Below are 15,794 nucleotides of genomic sequence, written 5' to 3'. Positions count from 1 at the left end.
TCATTGCCCCAGCTTGCGTGGCAGCCATTCCTTGATCACCAGGGTGACGTCAAGGTTGCTGCCATGCAGTTTGATGCGCTCGGGAAGCCAGTAGCCGTTCTGTTCGGAGTAATTGCTGTATTCCACTTGCCAGCCATCCTGTTCCAGGCTCGCCAGGTGGCTGTCGCCATCCAGGGTCAGGCGGCTTTTGCTGTCTGGGGCAGGCAGGCCGCGAACCCACCAGGCCAGGTGGGAGACCGGCAGTTTCCAGCCCATCTGCTCTTCAAGCAGAGTTTCCGGGCTGGCCGCTTCGTAACGACCCTGATTGGCCACTTCCAGGCTGACCTGGCCGGGGCGGCCGGTCAGGCGTGCAGCACCACGACCCAGCGGACCGGACAGGCGAATGTCGTAATAGTCCTGGCGTTGCAGCCAGAACAGCGTGCCGCTGCCGGAATCCTTGGGCGCGCGAATACCGATTTTGCCGTTGATCTGCCAGCCATCGAGGCCGGTCAACTGGTCCTTGTGCTGACGCCATTGGGCAGGGTTGCCCTGGCCCTGGACTGACTCACGGGCGCCAAAACCGGCACAGCCGGCAAGCAGGGCGATAAGGCTGAAAACAATTACGTGGCGCAAAAACATAGTCTTAAAGAGTCTCTGATCCGGTCAGGCGTTTGATGGTGTCGCGCAATACGGGGCTATCGGGCTGATCCTTGATGAACTTGCTCCAGATCTGTTTGGCCTCGCGCTGCTTGCCGTTGTTCCACAGCACTTCGCCCAGATGCGCCGCAACTTCCTGGTCGGGGAAGCGCTCAAGGGCCTGGCGCAGCAGGCGCTCGGCCTCGTCGAGGTTGCCCAGGCGGAAGTTTACCCAGCCCAGGCTGTCCAGCACCGCCGGGTCTTCCGGGGTCAGTTGGTGGGCTTGCTCAATCAGTGCCTTGGCTTCGGTGTAGCGGGTCGTGCGGTCCGACAAGGTGTAGCCCAGGGCATTCAAGGCCATGGCGTTATCCGGCTCGCGCTGGATGATCAGGCGCAGGTCTTTTTCCAGCTGCGCCAGGTCATTGCGTTTTTCCGCCTGCATGGCACGGGTATAGAGCAGGTTCACGTCATCGGGATACTGTTGCAGCGCCTGCTGAATAACGTTCCAGGCGCGATCGCCCTGATTGTTCGCCGACAGGGTTTCGACTTCGACCAGATATAGCTGGATGGCGTAGTCGGGCTGGGCATCGCGGGCTGCCACCAGGCGCTTTTGCGCCTCGTCGGTACGGCCGTTGTTCATCAGGATATCGGCCTGACGCAGTTGCGCTGGCAGGTAATCGTTACCCGGTCCGACTTGGGCGTATTCGATCAGGGCCCCTTGCGGATCATTGAGTTCTTCGGCGATTCGTCCCAGGTTCAGGTGTGCGGAGTCTTCGTGGCTTTCCCGGGCGATCAGGTCTTCCAGGTAACCCTTGGCCTCTTCCCAGGCCTTGGCCTCCAGGCACACCAGCGCCAGTGAATAGCGCAGTTCATCGTCTTCCGGGTACTGCTGGACCAGGCTGGAGAACTGGGTCTTGGCGTCCTCCATGCGGTCCTGTTCCACCAACATGCGGGCGTAGGTCAGGCGCAGACGCTTGTCGTCCGGGTATTTGCGGATGCTTTTTTCCAGCAGCGGCAGGGCTTCCTTGCCGCGGTTCAGGCTCTGCAGCAGACGGGCGCGCAACAGCAGCGGCGCCACCTCGCCGTCTTCCGGCGGATTCTGCTCCAGCAAGCTCAGGGCATCCTTGGCGTCGCCATCCTGCTGCATCAACAGGGCCTTGCCGAAGATCAGTTGACTGTTGTGCGGGTGCTTTTGCAGCAGGCGATCGAAGCTTTTCATCAGGCCATTGCGGGTGTCCTGGTCGGTATCGGCAGCCGACAGCGCAAGAAAGTCGAAATGGGTGTCGCCCTTGCCCTGCAGAACTTTCTCCATATAGAGCATGGAGTCGTCATAACGACCGGCGCGGGCCAGTTGGATAGCGGCAGCCCGTTGTGCTTCCAGATCGTCTGGAGCGTTCTTGGCCCAGATCAGCGAAGTGTCCAGGGCTGCCTGGTCGGCTCCCAGGTACTCGGCAATGCGAAAGGCGCGCTCGGAGATGCCCGGATCCTGGGTGTTGATGGCCTGGGTCACGTAGTTGTCCAGGGCAATGTCGAAACGATTGCGCTGGCCCGCCAGTTCAGCGCTCAGCAGACTGAAGATGGTGTCTTCGCTGAACGATGAATAGACCTTGGGCTTTTCAGGGGCTGGGGTGCTGTCTTCCACCGGCGACGTAGCGTCCGATGAAACGGGGGCCAGTGACTGGCAACCACTGAGGAAGACAAAGACGAGGAGCAACGCGGAAGATCTATTCATATAGGAAGAGGGCGACTAACCTGCGGTCGGATCATCATGACACAAGCCTTCGGTCAAACATAACCGAGACTCAACGGGATGCCAGAACAGAGGCAGTCTATTAGTTTCTGCGCGAAAACTGCCTGCGCTTCGATCATGCTGCGTTGAAAACAGGCTCGGAATGCTCATTTAGGCCCCTAAACTCCGCTTCCTCGCCTGTTTTCGCCTTGCCTGATCTTCGCTCGGCGAGTTTTGGCACAAAACTAGGACAATAGTCGGCGGTAGTTGTTCTGCGTCGGTCGAAGTAGGACAATTGCCGGCTTCTCGACATCATCAGCGACCTTGAATGGCCTTCCTTGCACTCGGTATTAACCACAAGACTGCTTCTGTAGACGTCCGCGAGCGCGTGGCCTTTACCCCTGAGCAGTTGGTTGAGGCCTTGCAGCAGCTCTGCCGACTCACCGACAGCCGCGAAGCTGCGATCCTCTCCACCTGCAATCGCAGTGAGCTCTATGTAGAACAGGATCATCTTTCTGCGGATGTGGTGCTGCGCTGGCTGGCGGAATATCACCACCTGAGCCTAGACGAGCTTCGTGCCAGTGCCTATGTGCATGAAGATGATGCGGCAGTTCGTCACATGATGCGGGTGGCGTCGGGGCTGGATTCGCTGGTGCTGGGCGAGCCGCAGATTCTCGGGCAGATGAAGTCCGCCTACGCCGTGGCCCGTGAGGCCGGCACTGTCGGCCCGCTGCTGGGTCGGCTGTTCCAGGCTACCTTCAGCGCCGCCAAGCAAGTACGCACCGATACCGCCATTGGCGAGAACCCGGTGTCCGTGGCCTTTGCTGCGGTGAGCCTGGCGAAACAGATTTTCAGCGATCTGCAGCGCAGTCAGGCGTTGCTGATCGGTGCCGGCGAGACCATTACCCTGGTGGCCCGCCATCTGCACGACCTTGGGGTCAAGCGCATCGTCGTGGCCAACCGCACCCTGGAGCGGGCCAGCCTCCTGGCCGAGCAGTTCGGCGCCCACGCCGTGCTGTTGTCGGATATTCCCCAGGAGCTGGTGCACAGCGATATCGTTATCAGTTCCACCGCCAGCCAGTTGCCGATCCTTGGCAAGGGGGCGGTGGAAAGCGCGCTGAAGCTGCGCAAGCACAAGCCGATTTTCATGGTGGATATCGCTGTTCCCCGGGATATCGAACCTGAAGTCGGCGAATTGGACGACGTTTACCTCTACACCGTCGATGACCTGCACGAAGTGGTCGCGGAAAACCTCAAGAGCCGTCAGGGCGCGGCCCAGGCAGCCGAGGAGCTGGTGAACATCGGCGCCGAGGATTTCATGGTGCGCCTGCGTGAGTTGGCGGCGGTGGACGTGCTCAAGGCCTATCGTCAGCAGAGCGAGCGCCTGCGTGATGAAGAACTGCAGAAGGCTCTGCGCCTGCTGAGCAATGGCTCCAGCGCCGAGGATGTACTGGCCCAACTGGCCCGTGGCCTGACCAACAAACTGCTGCACGCGCCGAGCGTACAGCTGAAAAAGCTTTCCGCCGAAGGCCGCCTCGATGCGTTGGCCATGGCTCAAGAACTCTTTGCCCTCGGTGAGGGCTCATCGGATAAAACCCCGTAATGAAAGCGTCACTGCTCAGTAAGCTGGACATTCTCCAGGATCGTTTCGAGGAACTGACCGCCTTGCTCGGCGATGCTGAGGTCATTTCCGATCAGGCCAAGTTCCGCGCCTATTCCAAGGAATACGCGGAAGTCGAGCCGATCGTCGCCTCCTACAAACAGGTGCTCAAGGTCCAGGCCGATCTCGAAGGTGCCCAGGCGCTGCTCAAGGACAATGACCCGGACCTGCGGGAAATGGCCGCCGAGGAAGTGCGCGAGGCCAAGGAGCAATTGGCCGAGCTGGAAAGCGCCTTGCAACGCATGTTGCTGCCCAAGGACCCCAACGACGGGCGCAACGTGTTCCTGGAAATCCGCGCCGGCACCGGCGGTGACGAAGCGGCGATCTTTTCCGGCGACCTGTTCCGCATGTATTCGCGCTACGCCGAGCGGCGTGGTTGGCGGCTGGAGATCCTCTCGGAAAACGAGGGTGAGCACGGCGGCTATAAAGAAGTCATTGCCCGGGTCGAAGGCGAGAACGTCTACGGCAAGCTCAAGTTCGAGTCCGGCGCGCACCGTGTGCAGCGGGTACCGGCCACCGAATCACAGGGTCGCATCCACACCTCTGCGTGCACCGTGGCGGTGCTGCCCGAGCCGGACGAACAGGAAGCCATCGAGATCAACCCGGCGGACCTGCGCATCGATACCTATCGCTCCTCGGGCGCCGGCGGCCAGCATGTGAACAAGACCGACTCGGCGATCCGCATCACCCACATTCCCTCGGGCATCGTGGTGGAGTGCCAGGAAGAGCGTTCCCAGCACAAGAACCGGGCCCGGGCCATGTCCTGGCTGTCGGCCAAGCTCAACGACCAGCAGACCAGCGCCGCGGCCAATGCCATCGCCAGCGAGCGCAAGCTGCTGGTGGGCTCGGGGGATCGCTCCGAGCGCATCCGCACCTACAACTTCCCCCAGGGCCGGGTCACCGATCACCGGATCAACCTGACCCTGTATTCCCTGGACGAAATTCTCGCCGGGGGCGTCGAGGCCGTGATTGAACCGCTGCTGGCTGAGTATCAGGCCGATCAACTTGCGGCATTGGGTGAGTAAATGACCATCATCGCCAGCCTGCTGCGCGCAGCTCAATTACCCGATTCGCCGACGCCGCGCCTGGATGCCGAACTGCTCCTGGCAGCGGCCCTGGGCAAGCCGCGGAGTTTTCTCCATACCTGGCCAGAGCGCATCGTGCCCAGCGAGGCGGTGTTGCTGTTCACTGAATACCTGCAACGACGCCGTTCCGGCGAGCCGGTGGCCTACATCCTCGGGCAACAGGGCTTCTGGAAGCTGGATCTGGAAGTGGCACCGCACACCCTGATTCCGCGCCCCGACACGGAGCTGCTGGTGGAGGCGGCGTTGGAACTGTTGCCAGCGACCCCGGCCAAGGTCCTCGACCTGGGCACCGGTAGCGGCGCGATCGCCCTGGCCCTGGCCAGCGAGCGTCCGGCCTGGAAGGTTACGGCCGTGGATCGGGTGCTGGAAGCCGTGGCCCTGGCCGAACGCAACCGCCAGCGCCTGCAACTGGACAACGTCACCGTGCTCAGCAGCCACTGGTTCAGCGCGGTCGAGTCCCAGCGCTTCCACTTGATCGTCAGTAATCCCCCCTACATCGCCGAGGCCGATCCTCATCTGGCGGCCGGCGATGTGCGTTTCGAACCCGAAAGCGCCCTGGTGGCGGGCAAGGACGGTCTGGACGACCTGCGCCTGATCGTCGACCAGGCCCCGCAGCACCTGGAAGCCGGTGGCTGGCTGATGCTCGAGCATGGCTACGATCAGGCTGGCGCGGTGCGCGAATTGTTGACGGCCCGGGGGTTCATCGAAGTCCACAGCCGCATCGACCTGGGTGGTCATGAACGCATCAGCCTCGGGTGCCTGCCGTGCTGACCGATCAGGAGCTGTTGCGCTATAGCCGGCAGATTCTGTTGCAGCACGTCGACATCGATGGCCAGTTGCGCCTCAAGCAGAGCCGGGTACTGATTGTCGGCCTCGGTGGCCTTGGTGCCCCGGCGGCGCTGTACCTGGCGGCGGCCGGGGTCGGCGAGCTGCACCTGGCCGACTTCGACAGCGTGGACCTGACCAACCTGCAGCGCCAGATCATCCACGACAGCCAGAGTGTCGGGGTCAGCAAGGTGGATTCGGCCATCGGCCGGCTGTCCGCCCTCAACCCGGAAATCCGCCTGGTGCCCCATCGCCAGGCACTGGACGTCGACAGCCTGGCCGCCGCCGTGGCCGCGGTGGACCTGGTGCTTGATTGCTCCGACAACTTCAGTACCCGCGAGGCGGTGAACGCCGCGTGCGTGGCGGCTGGCAAGCCCCTGGTCAGTGGCGCGGCGATTCGCTTGGAAGGGCAGTTGTCGGTGTTCGACCCGCGCCGTCCGGAAAGCCCTTGCTACCACTGCCTGTACGGACATGGCAGCGAAGCCGAGCTGACCTGCAGTGAAGCCGGGGTACTTGGCCCGCTGGTGGGCACCGTGGGCAGCCTGCAGGCGCTGGAAGCCCTGAAGCTGCTGGCCGGGTTTGGCGAGCCTCTGGTGGGTCGACTGTTATTGATCGATGCCCTGGGTACGCGCTTTCGTGAGCTGCGGGTCAAGCGTGATCCCGGTTGCAGCGTTTGCGGAGTTCAGCATGAGTGAAGCGCCCGTTGCGGTGTTCGATTCCGGTGTTGGCGGTCTGTCGGTACTGGCGGAAATACAGCGCCTGCTGCCCAACGAATCACTGCTGTACTTTGGCGATTGCGGGCATATTCCCTACGGCGAAAAGACCCCGGAGTTCATTCGCCAGCGTTGTGCCCTGATGGCGCGCTACTTCCGCGAACAGGGCGCCAAGGCCCTGGTCCTGGCCTGCAACACCGCCACCGTGGCCGGAGTGGCCGATCTGCGCCGCGATTACCCGGACTGGCCCATCGTCGGCATGGAGCCTGCGGTCAAGCCCGCCGCGGCGGCGACCCGCAGCGGGGTGGTCGGGGTGCTGGCCACCACCGGCACCTTGCAGAGTGCCAAGTTCGCTGCCCTGCTCGATCGCTTCGCCGCGGATGTGAAGGTGGTCACCCAGCCCTGTCCCGGCCTGGTGGAAATGATCGAAAACGGCGACCTCGACAGCAGCGCCCTACGGCAACTGTTGCAGGGTTATGTCGAACCGCTGCTGGTGGCCGGCTGCGACACCATCATCCTGGGGTGCACCCACTATCCGTTTCTCAAGCCGGTGCTGCTGCAGATGCTGCCGGCCCACATCAGCCTGATCGACACGGGCGGCGCCGTTGCCCGGCAGTTGCAACGCCTCTTGGACGAGGGCGAGCTACGGGCCCGGGGCCCGGCCCGGGAGACTCGTTTCTGGACCAGCGGCGACGTCCCGCACTTTGTCCAGGTGTTGCCGCTTTTGTGGAAAGGTCCTGCGAGCGTTCAGCGTTTCGAGTTGTGAAAAAACCTGAAAAACCCTCGACCGTAGCTGAACTTCCGAGCGCGCGCGGGCTTCTATAACTTTTCCAGAAGGTTGTACAAGACCATAGGTAACCGTTGAAAAAGGACGTTCCTGATGAAGCGACTGTTGTGTTTGGCCGCGCTGGCGGCCGGGTTGTTGGGGCACAGTTTTTCCGCGCAGGCAGCCGGAGTCGAGTTCTCCGTGGGACAAACCGGCGATTCGACCCAGACCTACCGCCTGGGTATGCAATGGGATTGGGACAAGAGCTGGCTGCAGAGTGATGTCGGTCGCCTGACCGGGTACTGGAGCGGCGCCTACACCTATTGGGATGGCGACAAGAAATCGAGCAATCACAGCCTGTCGTTCTCGCCGGTGCTGGTCTATGAGTTCGCCGGGGCCAGCGTCAAGCCTTACATCGAGGCGGGGATCGGGGTGGCGGCCTTTGCCCACACCGAGGTCGAAGACAACAAGCTCGGCTCATCCTTCCAGTTCGAAGACCGCATCGGTTTCGGCCTGCGTTTCGCCGGCGGGCATGAAGTCGGGATCCGCGCCACCCATTACTCCAACGCCGGGATTCAAACCCCCAACGACGGTATCGAAAGCTACGCGCTGCATTACACGATGCCGCTCTGAGACCGGTATCAGCGATACGCCGTGGCGATTCCCCGGCGTTCGCTCAGGCAATCGGCCTCTCCCAGCTCGAACTCGCGACAGATCAGTGGCCGCAGCTCATAGATGCTGCAGCGCATGCTGTCGCGGTCCAGGGCCGCGCACCAGCCGTCGTCCAGACGGCGCATGACCTCGCCGCCCCAGTCGTCGGTGTCGATGAAGCGTTCGGGCACCCCGGTGTCGGTGATCAGCATCACTTCCAGCTGGCAGCAGCAGGCGGCGCAGGTCGAGCAACTGATGGCCGGTTCGGGGATGGGGGTAACGGGGATGTTAGTCATAGGCGCGCAGTGTAAGGCAGTGGGCCAGGGCTGTGTGAGAGCCCTGACGGACGCTCAGTCCTGAGGGGCCGGTTGCGGTGCTTCTTCAGTAGGACGCGCAAGCACGTGAAACAGCGGTAGCAGTACTCCCCAGAGCAGGCCCAGCCCCAGCATGGTCGGCCACAGGCCATAGGCAAAGGTCACTCCGGCCAAGCGGCCGCCGGCGTAATAGGACAGTGGTCCGCACAGCGCCCCGAGCACACTGGCCAACCACCAGGGACGTGCCGTCCATGCCAGGCAGTGGCGCAGGGTGGTGCCCAGCAAGATCCAGAGCAGCATCAGCCATAGGGGAATCAGCAGGCTTACTTGCTGGAACTGAAACACCCCCAGCCAGTGCAGGAAGCTGTCCAGCGTGATGCCGATCAGGGCGACGCCGACAATCATCCGACTTTCTCCGGCCCAACTGCCGATCCAGCGAAAATGCGCCAGCAGGATCGCCACCCCCAGCAGCAGCCAGGCGCTGTCGCCAGACAGCACGCAGATGAACCAGCCCAGCTGGAACAGCAGGGCGTTGGCCAGTTGCTTACGCATCGAAACGGCCCAGCAAAGGTTGTGGCACTGCCGAGGGTTTGGCCAGGAGCATCTGCGCGGTGCCGATGCTGCGCTCCAGGAAGCCGCCTTCGCAGTAGCACAGGTAGAACTCCCACAGGCGCAGGAAGTACGCGTCATAGCCCAGCTCGCTCAGGCGGCCGTGGGCGCGGCGGAAGTTCTCGTGCCACAGGCGCAGGGTGCGGGCGTAGTGCAGGCCGAAATCCTCCATGTGCAGCAGGTTCATGTCGGTGTCGCGGCTGACCACTTCGAGCATCTTGTGCACGCTGGGCAGGGCGCCGCCGGGGAAGATGTAGCGCTGGATGAAGTCCACGCCGTTCTTCGCCTGTTCATAGCGCTGGTCACGGATGGTGATGGCTTGCAGCAGCATCAGGCCGTTGCTTTTGAGCAACTTCGCGCACTGCTGGAAGTAGGTGGGCAGAAAGCGGTGGCCCACGGCTTCGATCATTTCGATGGACACCAACTTGTCGTAATGCCCGTCCAGGTCGCGATAGTCCTCCAGCAACAGGGTCACCCGGTCCTGCAGGCCGGCGGCGTCGATGCGCTGGCGGGTATAGGCGAACTGTTCCTTGGACAAGGTGGTGGTGGTCACGCGGCACCCGTAGTTCTGCGCCGCATACAGCGCCATGCTGCCCCAGCCGGTGCCGATCTCCAGCAGGTGATCCTCGGGCTTGAGCGCGAGTTTCTGGCAGATGCGCTCCAGTTTGTTCAACTGGGCCTGCTCCAGGCTGTCGTCCTCGCTGCGAAATTGCGCGGCCGAATACATCATCGTGGGGTCGAGAAACTGCTCGAACAGCTCATTGCCGAGGTCGTAATGGGCGGCGATGTTCTTCTGCGAGCCCTTGCGCGTGTTGCGATTGAGCCAGTGCAGGCCGCGTACCAACGGCCGGCCGAGTCGCGCCAGGCCGCCTTCCATGGCATCCAGCACGTCCAGGTTGCTGACGAAGACGCGGATCACCGCCGTCAGGTCCGGGGTGCTCCAGTAGCCGTGGATGAACGCTTCGCCGGCACCGATCGAGCCGCTGCTGGCCACCAGGCCCCAGGCGCTGCTGTCGTGGATATGGATCTCACCCACCAAGGCTGCCGTGCGGTCGCCGAAGACCAGGCGCTCGGCGTTTTCGATGACCAGCAGTTGGCCGTGCTTGAGGTGCGCCAATTGCCGCAGCACGCCGCGACGCAACAGGTTGGCGGTCAGGCTGTGGGTGCTGAACAGGGTAGTTCTGGCCGATACGCTAGAGGATTTCATGGCGGCGATCCTTGGGTTGTACAGCGGCTGTGCGATAGGCGCCGTCGGCGGCCTCATGGGGAAAGAAGGTGATGCCCTTGGCGGTCAGGCGCAGGGCCTGCCAGTAGATGGCCAGGCAGGTCTTGGCGGTCATCCATGGAAAACTGCGCAGGTACTGGTGCAGGCTGCGGCGATCCAGGGCCTGGCGCTGCAGGCTGAGGGTGGCGTCGAATACCTTCAGATCACCCTGCCAGTCGGCCATGTGCACCCCGAGCCGCTCGGCTGGTGGGCTGAAGCTCATGCGGTACTCAAGGTCCCGGGGCAGGAACGGTGACACGTGAAAGGCCTTGGCCACGGCGAAGTGCTGGTGCTCGGGCGCCGAGGCACTGTCTGGGCGGGCTGGCAGTACATAGTGGTAGCGCTCGCGCCAGGGGGTGTTGGTGACCTCGCAGAGAATCGCCGCCAGTTGCCCGTCGGCCTCGAAGCAGTAGAAGAAACTCACCGGATTGAACGCCAGGCCCCAGCTGCGCACCTGGGTCAACAGGCGCACCGCGCCGCCCGGCACATGGCCGATGGCCGCGGCCACTTGCTGGCGTACCGCGTCGATCAGGCGCATGCCCTGGCCGGTGAAGTCTTTCAGGTAATCGCTTTCGCGGAAGGCGAAGGGGGCGAAACGGCTGCGGCCCGCCAGGGGCGAGAGTCCCAGCACCGATTCCTGCTCGTCCAGGTCCAGGTACAAGAGGCCGATCCGATAGCGGAAGGCATGGCCCTTGGGGGCAAAGCGCCGGTGGCTGATCCAGCCGCTGTACAGGGCGCTGTTCACAGTTGTTCACCAAAGGCCTGGGCCACGCGCAAGGCGCTGACCACGCCGTCTTCGTGGAAGCCGTTGGCCCAGTAAGCGCCGCAGTAGAAGCTGTGCTGGGCGCCTTGCAGTTCATTCCAGCGGCCCTGGGCCGCCACCGCATCGAGGCTGTATTGCGGGTGGGCGTAAGTGAAGCGGGCCAGGATCTGCGTCGGATCGATGGCTGCGGTCTGGTTGAGGCTGACGCAGAAGGTGGTGTCGCTCTTCAGGCCTTGCAGGATGTTCATGTCGTAGGTCACGGCGGCGGCTTTCTCGCCGCTGGCGTCCAGGCGGTAGTTCCAGCTGGCCCAGGCCAGGCGCCGGCGGGGCAGCAGCCGGGTATCGGTGTGCAGCACCACGTCGTTGTCGGCGTAGGGCAGGGCCTGGAGAATCTCTCGCTCGGCCTGGCTGGGGCTGGCCAGCAGTTGCAGGGCCTGGTCGCTGTGGCAGGCGAACACCACCTTGTCGAAGCGCTCGCTGCCGGCGGCGCTGTGGATCAGCACGCCAGCCTCGTCGCGCTCGACTCGTTGCACCGGGCAGTTGAGGCGGATGTGCTGGCGGAACGGGGCGGTCAGCGGTTCGATGTAGCGGCTTGAGCCACCTTCGATCACGCACCACTGCGGACGGTTATTCACCGACAGCAAGCCATGGTTCTTGAAGAAGCGCACAAAGAACTGCAGGGGAAAGCCCAACATCTGCACCCGTGACATCGACCAGATCGCCGAGCCCATGGGCACGATGTAGTGCTGGATGAAACGCTCGCCGTAGCCCTGGCTTTTCAGGTAGTCGCCGAGTGTGGTGTCGGCGGCGATCCGCTGTTGCTGCAAATCGAGCAGCGACGCTTTGTTAAAGCTCAGGATGTCCCGCAGCATGCCCCAGAACCCGGGCGATAGCAGATTGCGTCGCTGGGCGAACAGACTGTTGAGGTTGTTGCCGTTGTATTCCAGGCCCGAGGCGGGATCGCACACCGAGAAACTCATCTCGGTGGGTTTGAACTTGACCCCGATCTGTCCCAGCAGGCGGATGAAGTTGGGGTAAGTCCAGTCGTTGAAGACGATGAAACCGGTGTCCACAGACTGGGTCTCGCCGTTCAGGCTGACATCCACGGTGTGGGTGTGGCCGCCGATCCAGCTGCCGGCCTCATAAACCCGAATGTCATGGCGACGGTTCAGGACGTAGGCGCAGGTCAGGCCGGCAATGCCGCTACCGATAATGGCGATTTTCACGATGCACTCCCTGTGCGGGCCAGGCGTTTGGCGATGGCCAGTTGCAGGCGGCCGGGCAGCCAGGACAGCAGCTTGAGGCCAAAGATGAACGGGGCGGGGAAAGCGATCTCCAGATCCCGGTGTGACAGGCGTTTGTGGATATGCCGCGCAGCCTTGGCGGCGGGCCAGCTCATGGGCATGGCAAAGTCATTGCGCGCGGTGAGCGGGGTATCGACGAAGCCGGGACTGACCACGGTGACGTCAATGCCCTCGGCAGCCAGGTCGATGCGCAAGGATTGCAGCAGATAACGCAAGGCTGCCTTGGAAGCGCCATAAGCGCCGGCCCGAGGCAGCGGCAGGTAGGTCACGGAGCTGGCCACCCCTACCAGATGCGGGCGATTGCCGGCGCGCAACAGCGGTAGAGCAGCCTCGATGCAATAGCTGGCGGACAGCAGGTTGCTGCTCAGCACGCGCTCGATCAGCGTCGCGTCAAAGTGCTGCACCTCGATGTATTCACAGGTCCCGGCATTGAGGATCGCGGTGTCCAGTGCGCCCCAGGCCTGGGCGATACGCTTGCCGATCTCGCGCACCTGCAGGGCGTCGGTGAGATCGCCGGGCACCACCAGCACCCGGCCCGGATAACGCAGGGCCAGCGCTTCCAGGGGCTCGCGCGAGCGAGCGCTGACGGCCACTTGGGCGCCAGTCTTGAGCAGTTCTTCGGCCAGCGCCGCACCGATGCCGCTGCTGGCGCCGGTGAGCCAGATCCGCCGTGGCATTGCAGGGTTCATCCGAGCCTCCTTTTCAACCAGGCAATCACCGCACCGAGTAGCGGCAGATGTTCATAGAGCAAGGCACCGGCGTCGAAATAGTCCCGATGACGGTAGACCTTGCCGTCGCGCCAGTGCAGGTGCGAGCAGCCGGGAACCCGGATCATCTGGCCGCCCTTGAGGCGCGGGTGGCGGTAGCTCATGGTCCAGCGCAGATAGCCTTGGCCTTCGGTGCAGGTGTCGACACCGTGGAATTCGAAACGCAGTTCGCTGACGTTGGCGTACAGCTCTGCAAAGTAATGCCGCAAGCGTGGCAGACCATTGACCTCGTGCAGCGGGTCGGTGAACTGGATGTCCTCGCTGTAGAGCTGGTCCAGGCGTTGCAGGCTGTGCTTGTCGAGGCTGGCGAAATCCCGGGCGAAGCGGTCGAGGAAGTCACTCATGGGCGCCTCCCGCATCCTGGCGCGAAGGCAGCGCCTTGAACGCCGCCAATGCCCGGTCCCGGGACATCGACAGGTTGACCATAGGCGCCGGGTAATCGGCGACAGCGAACAGGCCGCCCATGGCTCCGGGGTTGTGGATATCTTTTTTGTTCAACCCCGCCAGTTGTGGCAGCCAGTGCTTGATGAAGCGTCCTTCGGCGTCGAAGCGTTCCGACTGGCTTACAGGGTTGAAGATGCGGAAGTAGGGCGCGGCGTCGGTGCCGGTGGAGGAGCTCCACTGCCAGCCGCCATTGTTCGCTGCCAGGTCGCCGTCGATCAGGTGGCGCATGAAGAAACGCTCACCCTCGCGCCAGTCGATCAACAGATTCTTGGTCAGGAACATGGCCACCACCATCCGCAGGCGATTGTGCATCCAGCCGGTTTCCAGCAGTTGGCGCATGGCGGCGTCGATGATCGGCAGGCCGGTGCGGCCTTCCTGCCAGGCGGCGAGTTCCTCTGGGGCGTCGCGCCAGGCCACCGCTTCGGTTTCCGGGCGAAAGGCACGGTGCCGGGAAACCCGTGGGTAGCCCACCAGGATGTGTTTGTAGAACTCGCGCCACAGCAGTTCGTTGATCCAGGTGACGGCCCCGGGATTACCGCTTTCGAACTCTCCCTGGTTACAGCGCAAGGCAGCGTGCAGGCACTGGCGGGGCGAGATCACCCCGGCGGCGAGGTAGGGTGAAAGCTGACTGGTGCCGGGCTTGGCCGGGAAGTCGCGTTCGCTCTGGTAGTAGTCGATCTGCTCGTCGGTGAACTGTTGCAGACGGCCCAGGGCTTGATCTTCACCTGCCGGCCACAGGTCACGCAGTGACTGGCTGGGGCGTGGGAAGCCATCGATATGGCGGGGTACAGGATCGGCTTGGATCGACAGCGGCGATTGTGCCTTGGGGCTGGCGACCAGGGCTGGCAGCGCGCTGTGCAAGCGGCTGTAGCAGACCTTGCGGAACTGGCTGAACACCTGGAAGTAGCCGCCGCTCTGGGTCAGCACGCTGCCGGGCTGGAACAGTAACTGATCGAGGTAACCCTGGACGCTGATGTCGGCTTCTTCCAGGACCCTGGTCACGGCGGCATCGCGGCGGCTCTCGTGAATGCCGTACTCCTGGTTGAAGTGCAGCATGCGTACCTGCAGTTGCCGGCACAGTTCCAGCAGGACGTGGGGCGCCTGGTCCCAGGTGGCTGCGCTGCGAATCAGCAGAGGAATGTTCAGCCGGCCCAGGGCAGTGCTCAGGTGCTGCAGGTTGCGCAGCCAGAAGTCGACCTTGCAGGGGGCATCGTCATGGACTTGCCATTGTTCCGGGCTCAGCAGGTACACGGCCACGGTGGGGCCACGCTGGGTGGCGGCGCAGAGGGCGGTGTTGTCATGTAGGCGCAGGTCGCTGCGCAGCCAGATCAATTGCATGCTGATTCCCGGTTCAAAAGAGTCCTCGCTCAAGCAGCGCCTGGCAGGCCGAGATCGGGTCCTGGGCCAGGTACAGATCAGCGATTTCAGTGATACATACGGACCAGTCGTCGGGGTGGATGCACACCGCGGGTCCGGCGATGATTTTTTTGCAGGCAATGCCGTTGAGCAGCCTGGGCAACAGCGCAGGATTGAGCGCCTTGCTGGAATACAGCAGCAGGCCGCGGGCTTGCAGGCGTTCGATGGCCAGGGCCAGTTCGGCGCCGGGCAGTGGCCAGTCGAAGACCTCCACCGGGCAATCGGCGCTGCTGGCCAGCCAGGCGGTCAGCCACAGATGGGGTTCCAGGGCCAGGTCCGACTGGTTGACCAGCAGCAGCGGTGGGCCCTGCAGTTGGCGGTTGTTGTGGTAGATCCGCGCGCCCAGCTTGCTGCGCAGCCAGGAGTAGAAAAACACCTGTTCCATCTGGCTGCCGAACTGGCCCTGCCAGTGTTGCTCCAGCTCCGCCAGCAGCGGCATCAGCAGGTGTTCGCACAGCGTGCGGGGTGGGTACAGCGCCATGGCCTGGTTGAAGGTGTCGTCGACCTTGCGTTCGGCCAATTGGCTGATGGCCAGGCTCAGGGTCTGACGCAGGCGCTGCCAGTCATTCTCGGCCGGTGCGCTGGCGGTGGGGGCACTGTCCAGCAGGTGCTTGACCTGGCTGACCGCGACCCCGCGATTGAGCCAGGTAAGGATGGTCTGGATCTCTAGCACCTGATCCTGGGAATACAGGCGATGACCCTTGGGCGTACGCAAGGGCACGATCAATCCGTAGCGGCGCTCCCAGGCACGCAGGGTCACGGCGTTGACCCCGGTCTGGCGCGCCACTTCGCGAATCGGCAGCCAACCCTGATCCAGGGCGCTGCGGTACTGGGCGCTGTTGTCGGCTTCTTGAGCGGGTTGTTTCATG

At 63.3% G+C, this 15,794-nt stretch carries 17 protein-coding genes; 6 read left to right on the top strand and 11 right to left on the bottom strand.

Translation table 11 applies throughout. The annotated features are described in order from the left end of the window. Positions 1 to 618 carry a lipoprotein insertase outer membrane protein LolB gene (gene lolB, locus DWF74_RS10455; protein WP_102860253.1) on the bottom strand — a complete coding sequence of 206 codons (618 nt, stop codon included), beginning with the start codon at positions 616 to 618 and terminating at the stop codon, positions 1 to 3. Positions 619 to 622: 4 nt separating this feature from the next. Beyond that, entirely contained in the window at positions 623 to 2,347 is a 1,725-nt protein-coding gene (locus DWF74_RS10450; protein ID WP_115580903.1) for a tetratricopeptide repeat protein, read from the bottom strand. Positions 2,348 to 2,672: 325 nt separating this feature from the next. Between DWF74_RS10450 and hemA the strand changes: the two genes are divergently transcribed. From hemA to DWF74_RS10415, 6 genes are all read left to right on the top strand, one after another. After that, positions 2,673 to 3,947, top strand: a complete 1,275-nt coding sequence (gene hemA / locus DWF74_RS10440) for a glutamyl-tRNA reductase (protein ID WP_102880910.1) — start codon at positions 2,673 to 2,675, stop codon at positions 3,945 to 3,947. Continuing rightward, positions 3,947 to 5,029 (top strand): peptide chain release factor 1, encoded by a 1,083-nt coding sequence (gene prfA / locus DWF74_RS10435; RefSeq protein WP_102860257.1) that lies wholly within the window; start codon positions 3,947 to 3,949, stop codon positions 5,027 to 5,029. Before hemA ends, prfA begins: the two co-directional genes overlap by 1 nt. Then, the gene (gene prmC, locus DWF74_RS10430) at positions 5,030 to 5,860 is read left to right on the top strand and encodes a peptide chain release factor N(5)-glutamine methyltransferase (RefSeq protein WP_102860258.1); all 831 of its coding nucleotides are present in this window, start codon (positions 5,030 to 5,032) and stop codon (positions 5,858 to 5,860) included. Beyond that, entirely contained in the window at positions 5,854 to 6,609 is a 756-nt protein-coding gene (locus tag DWF74_RS10425) for a molybdopterin-synthase adenylyltransferase MoeB (protein WP_115582436.1), read from the top strand. The genes prmC and DWF74_RS10425 overlap by 7 nt, the downstream gene beginning before the upstream one ends. Continuing rightward, a complete protein-coding gene (gene murI, locus DWF74_RS10420; RefSeq protein WP_115580902.1) occupies positions 6,602 to 7,393 on the top strand; it encodes a glutamate racemase in 792 nt (263 codons plus the stop codon). The genes DWF74_RS10425 and murI overlap by 8 nt, the downstream gene beginning before the upstream one ends. A gap of 114 nt (positions 7,394 to 7,507) precedes the next feature. After that, complete coding sequence (locus tag DWF74_RS10415; RefSeq protein WP_060844598.1) at positions 7,508 to 8,026, top strand: acyloxyacyl hydrolase; 519 nt, start codon at positions 7,508 to 7,510, stop codon at positions 8,024 to 8,026. An 8-nt stretch (positions 8,027 to 8,034) separates the two neighbouring features. On the opposite strand, the gene DWF74_RS10410 is transcribed toward DWF74_RS10415, so the two are convergent. From DWF74_RS10410 to DWF74_RS10370, 9 genes are read right to left on the bottom strand one after another with little or no spacing between them, the layout of a single operon-like run. After that, positions 8,035 to 8,340, bottom strand: coding sequence for a YkgJ family cysteine cluster protein (locus DWF74_RS10410; protein WP_102860260.1), 306 nt, complete (start codon positions 8,338 to 8,340; stop codon positions 8,035 to 8,037). Between the two features lie 54 nt (positions 8,341 to 8,394). Then, a complete protein-coding gene (locus DWF74_RS10405) occupies positions 8,395 to 8,910 on the bottom strand; it encodes a DUF2878 domain-containing protein (protein WP_102860261.1) in 516 nt (171 codons plus the stop codon). Beyond that, a complete protein-coding gene (locus DWF74_RS10400; protein WP_102860262.1) occupies positions 8,903 to 10,174 on the bottom strand; it encodes an SAM-dependent methyltransferase in 1,272 nt (423 codons plus the stop codon). The genes DWF74_RS10405 and DWF74_RS10400 overlap by 8 nt, the downstream gene beginning before the upstream one ends. Further along, positions 10,161 to 10,976: a DUF1365 domain-containing protein gene (locus DWF74_RS10395; RefSeq protein WP_102860263.1), complete on the bottom strand. Its 816-nt coding sequence runs from the start codon at positions 10,974 to 10,976 to the stop codon at positions 10,161 to 10,163. The genes DWF74_RS10400 and DWF74_RS10395 overlap by 14 nt, the downstream gene beginning before the upstream one ends. Beyond that, complete coding sequence (locus tag DWF74_RS10390; protein ID WP_115580901.1) at positions 10,973 to 12,220, bottom strand: NAD(P)/FAD-dependent oxidoreductase; 1,248 nt, start codon at positions 12,218 to 12,220, stop codon at positions 10,973 to 10,975. Before DWF74_RS10390 ends, DWF74_RS10395 begins: the two co-directional genes overlap by 4 nt. Beyond that, a complete protein-coding gene (locus DWF74_RS10385) occupies positions 12,217 to 12,987 on the bottom strand; it encodes an SDR family NAD(P)-dependent oxidoreductase (protein WP_115580900.1) in 771 nt (256 codons plus the stop codon). Before DWF74_RS10385 ends, DWF74_RS10390 begins: the two co-directional genes overlap by 4 nt. Continuing rightward, positions 12,984 to 13,409 (bottom strand): nuclear transport factor 2 family protein, encoded by a 426-nt coding sequence (locus DWF74_RS10380; protein WP_102860266.1) that lies wholly within the window; start codon positions 13,407 to 13,409, stop codon positions 12,984 to 12,986. Before DWF74_RS10380 ends, DWF74_RS10385 begins: the two co-directional genes overlap by 4 nt. Continuing rightward, positions 13,402 to 14,847, bottom strand: coding sequence for a deoxyribodipyrimidine photo-lyase (gene phrB / locus DWF74_RS10375; protein WP_102860267.1), 1,446 nt, complete (start codon positions 14,845 to 14,847; stop codon positions 13,402 to 13,404). Before phrB ends, DWF74_RS10380 begins: the two co-directional genes overlap by 8 nt. Before the next feature lie 13 nt (positions 14,848 to 14,860). Beyond that, positions 14,861 to 15,793, bottom strand: coding sequence for a MerR family transcriptional regulator (locus DWF74_RS10370; protein WP_115580899.1), 933 nt, complete (start codon positions 15,791 to 15,793; stop codon positions 14,861 to 14,863). Position 15,794 lies beyond the last annotated feature (1 nt).

The organism is Pseudomonas protegens (genome assembly GCF_003363755.1).
Lineage (GTDB): Bacteria > Pseudomonadota > Gammaproteobacteria > Pseudomonadales > Pseudomonadaceae > Aquipseudomonas > Aquipseudomonas danubii.
The sequence above is the reverse complement of the archived record's forward strand: the minus strand, read 5'-3'. Positions and strand labels throughout refer to the sequence as shown.

Excerpts from the sequence above, each read along its gene's own strand:
- DWF74_RS10415 (WP_060844598.1), top strand. The coding sequence starts at position 7,508 with ATGAAGCGACTGTTGTGTTTGGCCGCGCTGGCGGCCGGGTTGTTGGGG.
- hemA (WP_102880910.1), top strand. The coding sequence starts at position 2,673 with ATGGCCTTCCTTGCACTCGGTATTAACCACAAGACTGCTTCTGTAGAC.
- prfA (WP_102860257.1), top strand. The coding sequence starts at position 3,947 with ATGAAAGCGTCACTGCTCAGTAAGCTGGACATTCTCCAGGATCGTTTC.
- DWF74_RS10450 (WP_115580903.1), bottom strand. The coding sequence starts at position 2,347 with ATGAATAGATCTTCCGCGTTGCTCCTCGTCTTTGTCTTCCTCAGTGGT.
- DWF74_RS10405 (WP_102860261.1), bottom strand. The coding sequence starts at position 8,910 with ATGCGTAAGCAACTGGCCAACGCCCTGCTGTTCCAGCTGGGCTGGTTC.
- phrB (WP_102860267.1), bottom strand. The coding sequence starts at position 14,847 with ATGCAATTGATCTGGCTGCGCAGCGACCTGCGCCTACATGACAACACC.
- DWF74_RS10385 (WP_115580900.1), bottom strand. The coding sequence starts at position 12,987 with ATGAACCCTGCAATGCCACGGCGGATCTGGCTCACCGGCGCCAGCAGC.
- DWF74_RS10370 (WP_115580899.1), bottom strand. The coding sequence starts at position 15,793 with ATGAAACAACCCGCTCAAGAAGCCGACAACAGCGCCCAGTACCGCAGC.
- murI (WP_115580902.1), top strand. The coding sequence starts at position 6,602 with ATGAGTGAAGCGCCCGTTGCGGTGTTCGATTCCGGTGTTGGCGGTCTG.
- DWF74_RS10410 (WP_102860260.1), bottom strand. The coding sequence starts at position 8,340 with ATGACTAACATCCCCGTTACCCCCATCCCCGAACCGGCCATCAGTTGC.
- prmC (WP_102860258.1), top strand. The coding sequence starts at position 5,030 with ATGACCATCATCGCCAGCCTGCTGCGCGCAGCTCAATTACCCGATTCG.
- lolB (WP_102860253.1), bottom strand. The coding sequence starts at position 618 with ATGTTTTTGCGCCACGTAATTGTTTTCAGCCTTATCGCCCTGCTTGCC.
- DWF74_RS10400 (WP_102860262.1), bottom strand. The coding sequence starts at position 10,174 with ATGAAATCCTCTAGCGTATCGGCCAGAACTACCCTGTTCAGCACCCAC.
- DWF74_RS10380 (WP_102860266.1), bottom strand. The coding sequence starts at position 13,409 with ATGAGTGACTTCCTCGACCGCTTCGCCCGGGATTTCGCCAGCCTCGAC.